Annotated in this window: 11 protein-coding genes, 6 tRNA genes and 1 pseudogene; 9 read left to right on the forward strand and 9 right to left on the reverse strand. The window is 61.4% G+C overall.

Annotated elements, in window-relative coordinates; genetic code table 11:
* Positions 1-50 precede the first annotated feature (50 nt).
* Positions 51-821, reverse strand: a complete 771-nt coding sequence (locus PSH87_RS09290; RefSeq protein ID WP_017734300.1) for a hypothetical protein — start codon at positions 819-821, stop codon at positions 51-53.
* A 358-nt stretch (positions 822-1179) separates the two neighbouring features.
* Between PSH87_RS09290 and PSH87_RS09295 the strand changes: the two genes are divergently transcribed.
* The 6 genes from PSH87_RS09295 (at position 1180) to PSH87_RS09320 (ending at position 1852) form a co-directional block, all read left to right on the forward strand.
* Positions 1180-1255 (forward strand) — tRNA-Glu (locus tag PSH87_RS09295).
* Between the two features lie 4 nt (positions 1256-1259).
* A tRNA-Gly gene (locus tag PSH87_RS09300) sits at positions 1260-1335 on the forward strand.
* A 104-nt stretch (positions 1336-1439) separates the two neighbouring features.
* A tRNA-Glu gene (locus tag PSH87_RS09305) sits at positions 1440-1515 on the forward strand.
* Between the two features lie 3 nt (positions 1516-1518).
* Positions 1519-1594: transfer RNA gene (locus PSH87_RS09310), tRNA-Gly, on the forward strand.
* A 103-nt stretch (positions 1595-1697) separates the two neighbouring features.
* Positions 1698-1773, forward strand: a tRNA-Glu gene (locus tag PSH87_RS09315).
* 3 nt (positions 1774-1776) lie between these two features.
* Positions 1777-1852, forward strand: a tRNA-Gly gene (locus tag PSH87_RS09320).
* A 171-nt stretch (positions 1853-2023) separates the two neighbouring features.
* Here the strand turns inward: PSH87_RS09320 and PSH87_RS09325 are convergent.
* The 6 genes from PSH87_RS09325 to PSH87_RS09350 form a co-directional block, all read right to left on the reverse strand.
* Complete coding sequence (locus PSH87_RS09325; protein WP_305433232.1) at positions 2024-3763, reverse strand: dipeptidase; 1740 nt, start codon at positions 3761-3763, stop codon at positions 2024-2026.
* Between the two features lie 94 nt (positions 3764-3857).
* Positions 3858-5075: a phospholipase D-like domain-containing protein gene (locus PSH87_RS09330; RefSeq protein WP_305433233.1), complete on the reverse strand. Its 1218-nt coding sequence runs from the start codon at positions 5073-5075 to the stop codon at positions 3858-3860.
* Positions 5076-5126: 51 nt separating this feature from the next.
* The gene (locus tag PSH87_RS09335; RefSeq protein WP_305433235.1) at positions 5127-5774 is read right to left on the reverse strand and encodes a MotA/TolQ/ExbB proton channel family protein; all 648 of its coding nucleotides are present in this window, start codon (positions 5772-5774) and stop codon (positions 5127-5129) included.
* Positions 5775-5791: 17 nt separating this feature from the next.
* Positions 5792-8071: a TonB-dependent receptor gene (locus PSH87_RS09340; RefSeq protein ID WP_026136832.1), complete on the reverse strand. Its 2280-nt coding sequence runs from the start codon at positions 8069-8071 to the stop codon at positions 5792-5794.
* 24 nt (positions 8072-8095) lie between these two features.
* Complete coding sequence (locus PSH87_RS09345) at positions 8096-8818, reverse strand: energy transducer TonB (RefSeq protein ID WP_305433237.1); 723 nt, start codon at positions 8816-8818, stop codon at positions 8096-8098.
* A 2-nt stretch (positions 8819-8820) separates the two neighbouring features.
* Positions 8821-9228, reverse strand: a complete 408-nt coding sequence (locus PSH87_RS09350; RefSeq protein WP_017737210.1) for a biopolymer transporter ExbD — start codon at positions 9226-9228, stop codon at positions 8821-8823.
* Positions 9229-9418: 190 nt separating this feature from the next.
* Between PSH87_RS09350 and PSH87_RS09355 the strand changes: the two genes are divergently transcribed.
* Both PSH87_RS09355 and PSH87_RS09360 read left to right on the forward strand, forming a co-directional pair.
* Positions 9419-9973, forward strand: coding sequence for a GNAT family N-acetyltransferase (locus PSH87_RS09355; RefSeq protein WP_305433240.1), 555 nt, complete (start codon positions 9419-9421; stop codon positions 9971-9973).
* Positions 9970-11547: pseudogene (locus PSH87_RS09360) on the forward strand (alkaline phosphatase). The gene PSH87_RS09355 and the pseudogene PSH87_RS09360 overlap by 4 nt, the downstream one beginning before the upstream one ends.
* On the opposite strand, the gene PSH87_RS09365 reads toward PSH87_RS09360, so the two are convergent.
* Positions 11544-12170 (reverse strand): hypothetical protein, encoded by a 627-nt coding sequence (locus tag PSH87_RS09365; protein ID WP_017737213.1) that lies wholly within the window; start codon positions 12168-12170, stop codon positions 11544-11546. The pseudogene PSH87_RS09360 and the gene PSH87_RS09365 sit on opposite strands and share 4 nt — an antisense overlap.
* An 89-nt stretch (positions 12171-12259) precedes the next feature.
* On the opposite strand from PSH87_RS09365, the gene PSH87_RS09370 reads away from it, so the two are divergent.
* On the forward strand, positions 12260-13192 hold the full coding sequence (locus tag PSH87_RS09370; RefSeq protein ID WP_017737214.1) for a LysR family transcriptional regulator: 933 nt from the start codon (positions 12260-12262) through the stop codon (positions 13190-13192).
* 169 nt (positions 13193-13361) lie between these two features.
* Here PSH87_RS09370 and PSH87_RS09375 read toward each other — a convergent pair whose 3' ends face one another.
* Positions 13362-13769: a PA2817 family protein gene (locus PSH87_RS09375; protein ID WP_017737215.1), complete on the reverse strand. Its 408-nt coding sequence runs from the start codon at positions 13767-13769 to the stop codon at positions 13362-13364.
* Between the last annotated feature and the right edge of the window lie 65 nt (positions 13770-13834).

A 13834-nucleotide genomic window follows, 5' to 3' on the forward strand; every position in this document is an offset into this window, starting at 1 on the left:
AAAGTGATGGCATGTGGCGAACCGGGTTCGCCACAGGGGAGCGGGGACGATCAGTCGTAGATGACTTTCTTTTTCCACTCGGCGTCGGCGTCGACCACCTTCAGGCCTTCGGTCAGTTCGTTGACCTCGTCCTCGGCCGGCTTGCTGTTGGTCAATACCGTGGAGTTGGCGCGGGCCAGTTGTGACTCCAGCAATTGCAGTTGCGCGGCGTAGATCACCGGCTCCGGCTGTTTGCGCAGGTACTGCACGCCGCGCTCGAACGCCAGGCGCGCCTGGCCTGGCTGGCCCTGTTGCAGGGCATGCTGGCCGAGGTTGTTGAAGAACTCGATGTGCAGCAGCACGAGGATGTGGCGGATTTCCTTGATCCAGTGCTTGGCTTCGTTGGTCGGCAGGAAACCATCCTGGGCGGCTCGGGTGACCTGGCCGTGCAGGGCTTCGAGCAGGAAGCGAACGTCCTTGGCCTTGGCTTCGGTCTGGATCGGTGCCGGTGGGTTATTCACCGGGATCGATTCGCCCTGGGCAATCAATGCGTTCAGTTCGGTGATGCGGGCCTTGAGCGCTGCACTGGTCTTGTTGAGGTTGAGCAGGCGCTGGTTGACGTTGAGTTCCAGGCGGGTCATCAGCAGCTTGAGCGCCGGGTTCATCAACTGGCCCGGGAACGTCTCGGTGATTTCACCGCAGCGACGCAGGCGATCATTGAGCTCGATCACGGTGCGCTGCTTTTCCAGTTTGTTGTTTTCCACCACGTGGTTCATGTAGCCAATGGCGATCAGGATTACGATCCCGGCTATTACCAGCAGGGTGATCAGGAGTGGTGTCACCGGTGTGACCTCTTTGTAGGGTTTGCAGTGGAGTGTAGTGATTGGGGCATCTGGCGGATAGGACTGATCGACCAGTTGCCCGGGTAGATTCTTCTATATAGGTCATCCTTCCCTGCATAGATGCACATTGCCATCATTTGCTGCGGCGAACTATAACGCCTTGTCGTGCGCCAGAATATAGGCGCCAAGGCGCAGACGGACAGTTTGCCTGCACCGGCCGGGAAAGCAGGGCGAAGTCATTGATTTTAATAAATTTATCCTTGGGGGTTGACGACCTTTCAATCCATCCATAGAATGCGCGCCACTTAACGCGGAAAGCACACAGCAAAACGCAGTTAGGGAGTGAAGTTGTACGTGTGTCCCCTTCGTCTAGTGGCCTAGGACACCGCCCTTTCACGGCGGTAACAGGGGTTCGAGTCCCCTAGGGGACGCCATATTGCGGGAATAGCTCAGTTGGTAGAGCACGACCTTGCCAAGGTCGGGGTCGCGAGTTCGAGTCTCGTTTCCCGCTCCAAATTTAAGCAGTGTTGCCCTCGGGCGGCACTGAGTGAAACCAGGGCATGATCTTCGGATCTAATCTCTGGACACTGAAATACACACCATGTGTTTCAGTTGTGTGTCCCCTTCGTCTAGTGGCCTAGGACACCGCCCTTTCACGGCGGTAACAGGGGTTCGAGTCCCCTAGGGGACGCCATTTGCGGGAATAGCTCAGTTGGTAGAGCACGACCTTGCCAAGGTCGGGGTCGCGAGTTCGAGTCTCGTTTCCCGCTCCAATTTAAGCAGTGTTGCCTTCGGGCGGCACTGAGTGAAACCAGGGCATGATCTTCGGATCTAACCTCTGGGCACTGGAAGACACACCATGTGTTCCAGTAGCGTGTCCCCTTCGTCTAGTGGCCTAGGACACCGCCCTTTCACGGCGGTAACAGGGGTTCGAGTCCCCTAGGGGACGCCATTTGCGGGAATAGCTCAGTTGGTAGAGCACGACCTTGCCAAGGTCGGGGTCGCGAGTTCGAGTCTCGTTTCCCGCTCCATATTCAACAAAAACGCCGATCAGCGATGATCGGCGTTTTTGTTTGTGCGCGATTGATCGTTCCCACGCTCTGCGTTGGAACGCCTCTTGGGACGCTCCGCGTCCCGCGTGACGCAGAGCGTCACAAGGAGCATTCCCACGCAGAGCGTGGGAACGATCTAGCCCATCAGGATCAGAGCTTCGGCAACTGCCCCACACGCCCCATCATTTCCGTAACGATCTGCAGGTCCAACAAGAACTGCTCCACCGTCTTGAACTCATTGTCGGTGTGCCCGGTGTACTTCACCTCCGGCCGTGCCAGGCCGAACTGCACGCCATTGGGCAGCTCATGCACGGACGTCGCCCCGGCCGAGGTGCCGAATTTGTGCTCCATGCCCAGGTTTTCACTGGCCACCGCCAACAGCGCCTTGACCCACTCACCTTCCGGGTTGCGGTACATCGGCTCGGCCACCGAGTAGGTGAAGCTCACCTTGACCTTGGTCTGCTTGTCCCACGCACTCAGCTTGTCGGCAATTTCCTTTTTCAGCGTCTCCGGGGATTTGCCCTTCGGCACCCGCAGGTTCACCGCCAGCTTGAACGCCTTGTCATCCAGGCCGACAAAGGTCAGCGAGGTGGTCAGCGGGCCCATGAAATCGTCAGCGAACCCTACGCCCAACTTGCCGCCCAGGTAATCCAGGCCCCAGTTGTCGGACGCATACCGCGCGGCGTCGGTGATGTGGTTGTGCTTGAGGGCGATCTTGCCATCGACGCTGTGGATCAGCTCCAGCATGCGCGCCACCGGGTTGATGCCGGACTCGGGCTCGGAAGAGTGCGCCGAAACGCCGGTCACCGTCAGCTTGACCTCTTTGCCGACCACCTTGGCCGTCACCTCGAAGTCGCCGCCATTATTCTTGGCGTACTCGGTGCCCGCCTGTTGCAGGCTGGTGGCGAGTTCGGCGGGCTTGTCGCTGACGAAAGTCGCCACCGAGGCCGATGGGATCTGGTTGGTGGCCATGCCGCCGGTCATTGCGATGATTTCCGCGCCTTTGCCTTCGCCCTTGCGACGCGGGAAAGTGGCCATCACGGTGCCGTAGCCTTTCTCGGCGATCACCACCGGGTAGCCGCCGTCCAGCGCCAGGTTGTACTGCGGCGTGGGGTTGTGTTCGAAGTAATAGGGAATCGCGTCGCCGGAGGTTTCCTCGGTGGTGTCCACCAACAGCTTGAACGTGCGCGCCAGTGGCAGTTTCTCTTCCTTGATCACCTTCATCGCATACATCGCCACGACGATGCCGTTCTTGTCATCCTCGGTACCACGGCCGTACATGCGGTCGCCGATCAGCGTGACCTTGAACGGATCGAGCTTGGTGCCGTCCTTCAGTACCCAGTTTTCCGGTGTGACCGGCACCACGTCGGCGTGGGCATGAATACCCACCACTTCGTCGCTGGCGCCTTCCAGGGAAATTTCATACACACGGTTGTCGATATTGCGGAAGTTCAGGTTGAAGGCCTTGGCCAGGTCCTGGATCTTCGCGGCGATCTTGAGGAATTCCGGGTTTTTGTACTGCGGCAGGCCGTCGATATTGAAGGTGGGGATTTCCACCAGTTCGCGCAGGGTTTCGGTGGCGGCCTTGCCGTATTTCACCCGCGTATAGATGCCCAGCAAGCGATTGATTTCGTTCTGCTGGTCGGCGCTCAGGGGTTTGTTATCAAGAAAAGCGCTGATCGCCGGGCCCACGTCGGCGGTCTTGCCCAGGTCGCCCTTGGCCAGGGTGCCGAGGAAACCACGGAAATCAGTGACGGATGTTTCGTTGAAGCTCTTCAGAATCGCCGTGCTTTGCTCGGCGCTGATGTTGGCGAGCGCAGGGGTGGCGATGGCCGAGAGGCTGGCCGCGAACAGGGTGGCAGCCGCCAGTTGCTTGAGAGGGAAGTGCATTGTTGGAGCATTCCTTTGCAGGTAGTGAGTAAGAGGTTTCTGACTAAAGCGTCAGAAACATTTCCACACACTACCATTACTCAGGTGCGCATCGTCAATGCTGGCCAGGGTGGGGCTCGGGGTAATCCTTGTCTATCTCCAAGGCTCTAGCGTAAGGCCCATCCCATAACTGTTCGTGCAGTTGTCCTACGCGCTTGGCCATCGCTTCACTGCGCATCACCACCTCCAGGTTGCGCGAATTATCCAGGTAGCCGCCCAGCCAATTGCTGGTGCCAATCCACGCCACTTGTCCGTCGATCTCCATGGTCTTGCTGTGGATCACCCGCGCGTAGGGGATAAAGCCTTGCTTGGCTTGCGGCAGGGTGACGATCTTGACCTGCACGTTGGGCAGCACCGCCAGGCTCTTGAGGTAGGGCAGTTCCAGTTTGTCGGTGTTCCAGTTGGACACCATCAGCTTGACCGACACCCCCCGTGCCGCCGCTGCACGCACGGCGTTGTCGATCACCGCGTAGTACGGACGGGTGCGATCAGGTCCGTAGGAAAGCGGTGCGTAGTCCAGCAGTTGTACGCGTACTTCCTGTTTCGCTTCGCCCAGCAGGCGCGGCAGTTCCAGCTGTGAATCGCCGACGCCGGGCGGGTTGTAGCGTTGCGGGCTGGCCACCAGGTAATTGCCGGTACGCGGCGGTTCTTTACCGGCGGCGGGCAGCGGCACCGGTTGGTTGGCGGCCAGCGCCGCCTGGGCTTGCCAGTCCTGGTCGAAGATCGCCTGCACTTGGCCAACCACCGCGGTATCGCTGATGCGCAGCCCGGTTTCGTGGATATGTTCGAGGGAGCGCCAGTCGAAATTCTGGCTGCCGACAAACGCCTGCTTGCCGTCCACCACCAGGTATTTGGCGTGGATGATGCCGCCGCTCAGTTGGCCGTAGGGCAGCACGCGGAAGGTCAGGTTGGGGATCGCGCGCAAGCGTTCCAGCGTGGAAGCTTCCGACAACTTCAGGCCTTTTTCTTCGAGCAGGAAGCGAATCTTCACACCGCGTTTGCCGGCGGCTTCCAGGTGCTCGATGACGGTGTCCATCACCGAGCCGGGATGGTCGGCGGCGTAGAACTGGCCGATATCAATGCTGCTCTTGGCCGCGTCAAACAGTTCGATCCACACCGGGCCGGGCTGGCGCAAGTCGTCGGTGCCGAGGGCGGTGTCCACCGGCACGGTGTGCACCAGTTCAAACCCCGCAATTGAAAAGTCCGCCTGGGCCAGCGGACTGAGGAGCAAGCCGGCAAGGCCTGCGATGCGCAATTTCAAGGAGATGGGCATAGGTCTTCCTACCAGGAAAAAAGCGGGCGCATTGCGCGCCCGCTCAAACGATCATGCAGTGCGGCTATGCAGCGGCGTCGGCACCAGGTGCGGTACTTCGCTTTGCACACGGGCACCGGTGGCAGCGCGGATCAGCAGGATTTTCAGCTGGTCGTTGATGCGCTCCAGGCTGTCCTGGAAGAAGTTGTGGAACACCACGCAGAACAGCGCGATGGCGATCCCCAGGCCGGTCGCAAACAACGCCGTCCCGATGCCACCGGAAATCTGCCCTGGGTCGGACACACCGGCCGACGCCAGCGCCTTGAACGTGTCGATAATGCCGAGGATGGTCCCCAGCAGGCCCAACAGCGGCGCGGCGGTGGTGATGGTTTCGATGATCCACAGGCTGCGGGCCAACGGTGCGCGGGTGGTCAGATACTGGGTTTCGATGACGTCATCCAGGTCCTTGCGCGAGCCATGGCTGGCCTTTTGTGCCAGTACCGGCAACACCATGCTCAACGGCAGGCTGTCGCGACGGGTCAGGTTTTCCGGCAAGTCGCGTTCGCTGTGCACGTTGGCGCCGAGCACCTCGGTCAAGGCGCGGGCCTGGCGGCGCACATAGGCGAAGTACAGGCCACGCTCGATGGCGATAAAGATGGCGATGGCCATCGCGGCATACATCACATAGAAGGTGATGTCGTGAAGCACATTCATGTCCATGTTCCGTTACCTCGCTGTTAGAAATTGGCTTCCAGGGACACCGTCACGGTGCGTTCCAGGCCGACGATGTAGGCTGGGTCGCCGTCGCGGAAACCGCTGTAGCTGGCGGCGTTGGTCTTGGTGGTGTACACGCCGTCCAGGTACTTCTTGTCGAACAGGTTGTCGACGTTCAGGCGCAGGGTCGCGTCCTTGACCACCTTCTTGTCCACCGGCAGGTAGATACCGGCGCCGGCGTTGAACACGGTGCGCCCGGAAATGGCTTCGTCGTTGGTCAGGTCGCCGTAGAGCTTGCTGGTGTACTTGCCGCCGAAGGTGCCGTAGAAGCGGCCGTCGTCGTAGCCGATGTTGGCGGCCAGCATGTTTTTCGGCACGTTGGCGAACTGCTTGCCGCTGGTGGGCAACACGATGGCCTTGCCGGCGTTGTAGACGGTCAGGTCATCCTGCTGCTCGGCCTTGGTGTAGGTGTAGGAGGTGTAGTAGTTGAAGTGATTGGGCAGCAGGCCGCTCCACTCCAGTTCCAGGCCGCTGTTGTTGACGGAGCCGGCGTTGATGTCGGCGAAGTCGCCGTTGATGTCTTTGGACGAGACCTGGCGATCCTTGAACTGCATGTAGAACAAGGTGGCGGCCACGGTCATGTCGTCACCGGTGAAGCGCCAGCCCAACTCGTGGTTCCAGCTGGTTTCCGGCTTGGAGTTGATCGAGTCCAGGCCCTTGTCGTACAGCACGTAGTTCTGCGGGATGCGCATGTTGCGCGACAGGCTGTAGAACAACTGGTCCTGCTCGTCCAGCTGGTACTTGAGGCCGACGTTGGGCAGCAGTTTGTTGTAGGTCTGGTTACGTTTTTCCGGCTGCTCGGTGAGGCTGCCGTGGTTGGTGCCGTCACGCTTGACGTTCATGTAGGCCAGGCCCGCCACCAGGGTCCAGTCCGGGTTGATGTACCAGGTGTCCTGGGCCCAGACCTTTTGCGCCGGGGTCACGGTGAAGCGGTCGCGACCCTGTACGGTGTTGCCGTTGGCATCGACCACCGAGTCGGCGTCTGGCCAGGTGTCGGTGGGCTTGCCGCTGTTTTTCAGGGCAATGAACGGCTGGGTCTGGCTTTGGCGTGCGCGCTCATACCAGTAGCCGAATTGCAGGCTGTGTTCGCCCAGGTCCCAGTTCAGCTTGGTGGTGATGCCCGGGCGCCAGGTCTGGGTACGCGAAGGGCGGTAGTACACGCCGGTGGTGGAGGAGCCGTCGGCGTTGTATTGCGCGGCGGTCGGCAGGTTGCTCAGGTCGAACACGCCGCCGGCGTTGGAGCCACGGTTGAGCGCATAGCTGGAGGAACCGACGCCGCTGCCATTGCCCCAGTAGTAATACGGGATCACCGACAGGGCCAGGTTATCGGCCAGCTTGAACTGGGTGTTGAGCACGCCGGTAAAGGTCTGGAACGGGTTCTGCGCCAGGGCGTAGTAGCTGTTGAGCTTGCCGTTGCTGCCCACGGTCGGCGTGGCCGGGTAGGGGTCGTACTTGCGGCCGTTCTGCTGGTACTGGGCCTTGGTCAACTGGCTGTAACTGTTGTTGTCCTGCTCGTGGTACTTGAGGATCAGGTTGGCCGTGTTGCCATTGCCGGCGTCGAAGAAGCTGTTCCACTCCACCTTGTCCGCGCGCACCGCGCCCGAGCCGCGCCACATCTGGCCTTCGGTGTGGGACGCCGACAGCCAGTTGCTCAGGCCGTTGATCTCGCCGGTATTGAGCCGCGCGAAGGTCTTGCGCGTGGCGTTGCTGCCCATGACCTGTTTGACGAACGCCCCGGTTTCCTTGGTCGGGCGGATGGTCACGATGCCGATGTTGCCGCCGCTGGAACCGATATGCGGGCCGTCGGCTTCTGCCGAGCCCTGGGTGACGAAGATCTGGTCGATGTTTTCCGGGTCGCCCAGCAGGTTGGAATACAGCGCGTAGTTGCCCGAGTCGTTGATCGGCATGCCGTCCACCGACATGCCCACCTGGTCGGAGTTGAGCCCGCGCATGGTGAAGCGAAAGCCCGACAGGCCGGTGTTGTCTTCGCTGGAGATGTTCAGCCCCGGGGTGTACTTGAGCTTGTCCACGGCGTTACCGGTGGCGGTCTGTTTATCCAGCGCCTCCTTGGTCACCGTGGAGCGGCCCTTGATGCTTTCTTCCTGCACCATATAGCCGCCACCTGCCGTGGCCTTGCCCTGTACGCCGATCGTGCCGACGTCGCTGCCGCTGGTGTCGGCCATGGCCATGCCGTGGCCCATGCTTGCGGCAACGAGTGCCAGATGAATCCGTGTGAACCTCATCAGTGTCGTCCTGGTGTCGGGTGCTTATTGCACGCTGTAGTTGAAGGTGGCGGTGAAGCGATGCTCATTGCTCCCCCCGAACGCTTGCTCGGGGAACGGTTTGACTTGCTTGATGCGACGCAAGCTGTTGGCGGCGGCCCGGTTGAGCAACATGCTCGAGGCCTGGGTCTGCACGCCGGAGTCGAGAACCCGACCCTGGCGATCGACCAGCAACCACACCACCACCTCGCCGGTCGGGCGTTCGAGGGACGCCTGGCGGCCGGTGGGGTATTGCTTGTAGCTGTCCAACTCGTTGCGCAAACCCTTGAGGTAACCGCCTTCCAGGGCCTGGCCATCGACCTTCGGCGGCGCGGGCGGTGCCGGTGTCGGCGCAACCTGGGCCACGGCGGCGGGTGCCGGTTTGGCGGCCACCGGTGGCGGGGTGGGCGTCGGCGTGGGCTTGGCGACCACGGGCTTGGGCACCGGCTTGGGCTTGGGCTCAGGTTTTGGCTGCGGTTTGGGCGGCGGTGGCGGCGGCGCCGGCTCGGCCTCTTCGTCCTCGATCACCGGCGGTGGCGGCTCTTGCTCGACCACCGGTTCCGGGACCACTTCCGGCTCCGGCTCGACCAACGCCAGCTCCACCGCCGACTCGTCATACACCGGCTCGACCTTCAAGGTTTGCGACTGGATGCCCATCGCAATCAGCACCAGGGCGATCACGGCCGGGACGCTGCCCAGCAACTGACGTGCACGAAACAGGACGTACATGATCAGGACTTACGCGTGGCAATGGACACGGAGGTAAAGCCACCCAGGCGCAGGGTGTCCATCACTTCCACCAGGCGCGAAACCTCCACGCCCTTGTCGCTGTTGACGATGATCGTCGACTTGGTATCGGGCTTTTCGGCGGCCTTCAACGCCGGCACCAAGGCCTCGACGGTGAGGTCCTTGCCGTCCAGTTGCAACTGGCCCGCCAAACCCAGCGTCAGGATGAATTTGTTCTGCGGCTTGAGCTGCTGCGAACTGCTGGCGCTGGGCAATTGGGTCTTCATGCCGAGGGCCGGAATCACGTTCAGGCTCACGAGTACGAAAAACACCAGGAGGAACATCATCACGTCGATCATCGGGATCAATTCGATGTGCGCCTTGCGTTTTTTCGGTTCGTCCCAGGTTCTCATTCCGCTACCCCGTTATTGAATTAGGGGCGACACGCTAACAACCAAAAATGACCGATTGGTTAACTTTAATTGACGTTTTGAGGGCTCTAGGATGGGTCTTGCAGGCGACTCCGTAGTCATTTTTGCGACGTAACAGAATTGAAATCCAGCAGGGGCATTCTCAGAAACTTTACATCGAGGGCCCCGAGGAATGAGTAGCGAATTGCCACATCTGTCCACCCCGCGCCTGCTATTGCGCGGCCTGGAAACACACCAGGCCGAGACCCTGTCCACGCTCGCCAACGGGCCGAAAATCGCCGACAACACGGCCAACATTCCGTCGCCCTATACCCTGGAAACCGCGCACACTTTCATCGACAACATGGCCGCGAAATACCGTGCGGGCGATTTGCTCAGCCTGGGCATGCATGTGTCCGAAACGGGCGAATTGGTCGGCATCGTCAGCCTGCGACTCAACACGCGGCATCGCTACGGGCACCTCGGCGGTTGGGTGGCGGCGCACTGCCGCAATCAGGGCTACGGCGCCGAGGCGGCGCGGGCGGTGATGGATTTTGGCTTCGCTGAGTTGGGCTTGCAGCGGGTCGGCAGCCAGTGCTTTGGCCGCAACCAGGAATCGGCGCGGGTGATGGAGAAAATCGGCCTGCGCTTTGAGGGCTGCATGCGCGAGGCGTTTCTCAAGAACGGCGTGTTCGAGGACTTGCTCGGGTTTGCCGTGGTGCGTGAGGACTGGGAGCGTCCCTCGTGAGTGGCTTGGTGGACCATGACCGCCGCCGGATATTGACCGGGCTGGCGGTGGGCTCGGCCTTTGCGATCCTCAGCCCGTTTGCGCGCAGTGCCGGGGTGGATTATCCGTTCACCCTCGGCGTCGCCAGCGGCGACCCACTGCCGGACGGCTTTGTGATCTGGACGCGGCTGGCGCCGTTGTTCAACGCCGCCGATGGCGGTGGCGGCTTGAGCCGTGCGGGTGCCGGTACGTTGGCGAGTAGCCAGCGATGCGGCGATGACACGCATCGTGCGCCAGGGCGAGGTGATGGCCAGCGCGCGGTTCGCCCATTCGGTACACGTTGAAGTGGCGGGGCTGGAGGCGGGCCGACCGTATTGGTATCAGTTCGATGGCCTTGGCGCGCAGAGCCCGGTGGGGCAGGCGCGCACGGCGCCGCCGTTGCACGCCAACGTGGCGGCGCGGGTGGGGTTTGTATCGTGCTCGCATTGGGAGCGCGGATATTTCAGCGCCTATCGTCACCTCGCCGCCGAGCAGCCGGACCTGGTGTTTTTTCTCGGTGACTATATCTACGACAGTTCCTACGCGCCGTCGTCGGGCAAAGTCATTCGCTCCCATGGCAGTGGCAATGCAGTAAGCCTCAGCGACTACCGCAACCGCTACGCCCTGTACAAGAGACCGATCCCGACTTGCAGGCCTTGCACGCCGCAGCCCCCAGCGTCGCGACCTGGGATGATCACGAAGTGCAGAATGACTACGCCAACCAATGGTCCCAGGACCCGAAGATCCCGGTGCAGAAATTTCTCCTACAGCGCGCAGCGGCTTACCAGGCCTATTACGAACATATGCCGCTACGTGCCAGCAGCCTGCCGAAAGGTCCGGACATGCGCATCTACCGGCGCCTGGACTACGGCCCACTGGCGCGTTTCCATGTGCTCGACGGCCGCCAGTACCGCTCCGAGCAACCATGCATTCCGGCCAACGGCAGCCACCAAGGGCACCTCGCCGACAATCTCTGCCACGACCTGCGCGACCCCGGCCGCACCATGCTCGGCTGGCAGCAAGAGGCCTGGCTGGATCAGGGGTTTGCGCAGTCGCAGGCGCAGTGGAACGTGATCGCCCAGGACTTGCTGGTGGCGCCGCTGATCCAGCGTGACCTGACTGACCACAAGCCCGGACGTTGGACCGATGGCTGGGATGGCTACATGGCCAACCGCGCGCGGATGCTCGCGTCCATCCAGCGCAACCGGGTGAAGAATCCGGTGTTCTGGGGCGGGGATATTCATTCGTTCTGGGTCACGGACCTGCACGCGGATGGCAACAAGCCCGACTCGCCGGTTGTCGCCACGGAGTTTGTCGGCACGTCGGTGACCTCGGATGGACCGCCCTTTGAGGCGTTCAGCAAACTGCTGCCGCTCAACCCGCATGTGAAGTTTTTCGACAGTCGCCAGCGTGGGTATGTGTCGGTGGAGATTGAGGCGGACAAGATGCTGACGAACTTGCGTGTGATCACCGATCCGCGCGACCCGAATGCCACGGTGGCGACGCTCAAATCGTTTGTGGTGGAGTCGGGTCGGGCGGGGGCGATAGCGGTTTAGTCCAGGCTGTAGCGTACCGACAACGTGCCCTTTTTTTCCGACAAGGCCAGGATTGTCACCTGGCCCAGCTCGCCCAAGGCCTGGACGTGTGTGCCGCCGCAGGCATAGGCCGGCAACTCACCAAAGCCGACTTCACGGCTGCCGTCTTCCAGGTTCATGTGGCGTGGGTAGTCCGCCGCGATCCATTGGTTGATCTGCTGTTGGATTGCGTCGGCGTCCATGTCTTGCGCCGCTTCGCCACGGATAAAGCTGATCTTGCCTTCGCCCGGCCAGTGATGGGCCTTGATCGGCATCCAGCCGAGCCGTTCGCCGGCGTTGCCGATCAAGTGCCCGGCGGAATGCAGGCGCGTGTGCAGGGCGCGGCGTTGCGCATCGACCTGCGCGGTAACCGGTCCCAGCGCGACGGGCTGATCGACGTAGTGCACGACACGGTCGGGCTCCTGGGTGACGCGCAGTACCTGGCTGTCGCCGAGCCGGCCGGTGTCGAACGGCTGGCCGCCGCCCTGCGGGTGGAAAATCGTCGATTGCAAGGTCACCGCGAACTGCCCTTCGTGGGGCGTGCAGGCCAGCACTTCGAGTTCGGCGGTCAGGTGGTCATGGGTGAAAAACAGGCGCTCGGTCATTCTCTACATCCGCATCAGGGTTCTGCGGGCAGTATAAATAGTGCGTAGATGGGTGATAATCCGCTCAATTATCAAAGGACCTGTGCGTCATGAGCATCAATCTTCCTTTGCCACTGCTGGGCGAAATGGCGATTTTCGTCAAGGTGGTGGAAACCGGCAGCTTCTCCGAAGCCGCGCGGCAGATGGGCGTTTCACCTTCATCGGTGAGCCGCAGCATTTCCCATCTGGAAAAGGCCCTGGCCACCCGCTTGCTGCAACGCACGACGCGCAAATTGCGTTTGAGCGAAGGCGGCGAGGAGGTGTTCAAACGGTGTCAGGACATGGTCAACGCGGCGCGCGCGGTGATGGAGGTCAGCGGCCAATTCACCCACGAAGCCGAAGGCCGCGTGCGCGTCAGCGTGCCCAAGGCGGTGGGGCGGTTTGTGATCCATCCGCATATGCCGGAGTTCTTGCGGCGCTATCCCAAGGTGGATGTGCAGTTGATCCTCGAGGATCGGCCGGTGGACTTGATCGACGACAACCTCGACCTGATCCTGCGCATCTCCGAAAGCCCGCCACCGGGACTGGTGGGGCGGCCGTTGTTTCCCATCGAACACCTGTTGTGCGCCACGCCGCAGTACCTGGCCGAACACGGCACGCCGCAACACCCTCATGATCTGCTGGAACACAGTTGCATTTACCTGGGGGAAACACCGGCGGATGCACGCTGGAAGTTTCGCCAGGCCGGCAAGACGGTAACGGTCGGGGTGCGTGGGCGTTATGCGGCGAACCATACCGGGGTGCGTCTGGACGCGGTGTTGCAGCATGTGGGGATTGGCAGCCTGCCGTACTTTACGGCGCGCCATGATCTGGAGGCGGGGAGCATTGTGCAGGTGTTGGCGCAGTGGGATTTTATTGCGTCGTATCACGGTGAGGTGTGGTTGTTGCATTCACCGACGCGGTACCTGCCGCCGAAGGTGCGGGTGTTTATTGATTATCTGGTGGAGTGCATGGCGCGGGAGCCAACACTTCGTCGGCGGTAGTGCTTGGGGCTGGCTTCTGTGGGAGCAGGACTTACTGTGGGAGCTGGCTTGCCTGCGATAGCATCACCTCGGTACTACTGACAGACCGAGTTGTCTGCATCGCAGGCAAGCCAGCTCCCACAGAAAAGCCAGCTCCCACAGGTAAGCAGGCTTTGTGGTGTACTGGGGATCAGTGCTTGCTCTGGTCCACCGGCATGGCCAGCAACTGCTTTTCCTGGTTCCAGTCGAACGGTTCGTCGTTCTGTTCGGCTTCGAAGCGACGCTCTTCCAGGGCCTGGTACATGTCCAGTTCTTCATCGGGCATGAAGTGCAGGCAGTCACCGCCGAAGAACCACAGCAGGTCGCGCGGGACCAGGTGGGCGATTTGCGGGTAGCGCAGGATGACCTGGCTCATCAGGTCCTGGCCCAGGTACTGGCTTTCGATCGGGTCGATGGGCAGCAGGGCGCGCAGTTCGTCGAAGCGCTCCAGGAACAGGGTGTGGCTTTCCTCGGGCACCTGTTCGGCTTCGCCGACGGCAACCAGGATGCTGCGCAGGTGGTCGAGCAAGACGAGATGATCGGCAACGACGTTGGACACGAGATAAGTCCTCTAAAGCAAAAACGGGCGCGAGAGTATATAGCTCAAGCGCCCGTTTTTATATG

It is taken from the genome of Pseudomonas sp. FP453, assembly GCF_030687495.1.
Classification (GTDB): Bacteria; Pseudomonadota; Gammaproteobacteria; order Pseudomonadales; family Pseudomonadaceae; genus Aquipseudomonas.

Excerpts from the sequence above, each read along its gene's own strand:
- PSH87_RS09345 (WP_305433237.1), bottom strand. The coding sequence starts at position 8,818 with ATGTACGTCCTGTTTCGTGCACGTCAGTTGCTGGGCAGCGTCCCGGCC.
- PSH87_RS09365 (WP_017737213.1), bottom strand. The coding sequence starts at position 12,170 with ATGACCGAGCGCCTGTTTTTCACCCATGACCACCTGACCGCCGAACTC.
- PSH87_RS09325 (WP_305433232.1), bottom strand. The coding sequence starts at position 3,763 with ATGCACTTCCCTCTCAAGCAACTGGCGGCTGCCACCCTGTTCGCGGCC.
- PSH87_RS09370 (WP_017737214.1), top strand. The coding sequence starts at position 12,260 with ATGAGCATCAATCTTCCTTTGCCACTGCTGGGCGAAATGGCGATTTTC.
- PSH87_RS09330 (WP_305433233.1), bottom strand. The coding sequence starts at position 5,075 with ATGCCCATCTCCTTGAAATTGCGCATCGCAGGCCTTGCCGGCTTGCTC.
- PSH87_RS09335 (WP_305433235.1), bottom strand. The coding sequence starts at position 5,774 with ATGGACATGAATGTGCTTCACGACATCACCTTCTATGTGATGTATGCC.
- PSH87_RS09340 (WP_026136832.1), bottom strand. The coding sequence starts at position 8,071 with ATGAGGTTCACACGGATTCATCTGGCACTCGTTGCCGCAAGCATGGGC.
- PSH87_RS09350 (WP_017737210.1), bottom strand. The coding sequence starts at position 9,228 with ATGAGAACCTGGGACGAACCGAAAAAACGCAAGGCGCACATCGAATTG.
- PSH87_RS09355 (WP_305433240.1), top strand. The coding sequence starts at position 9,419 with ATGAGTAGCGAATTGCCACATCTGTCCACCCCGCGCCTGCTATTGCGC.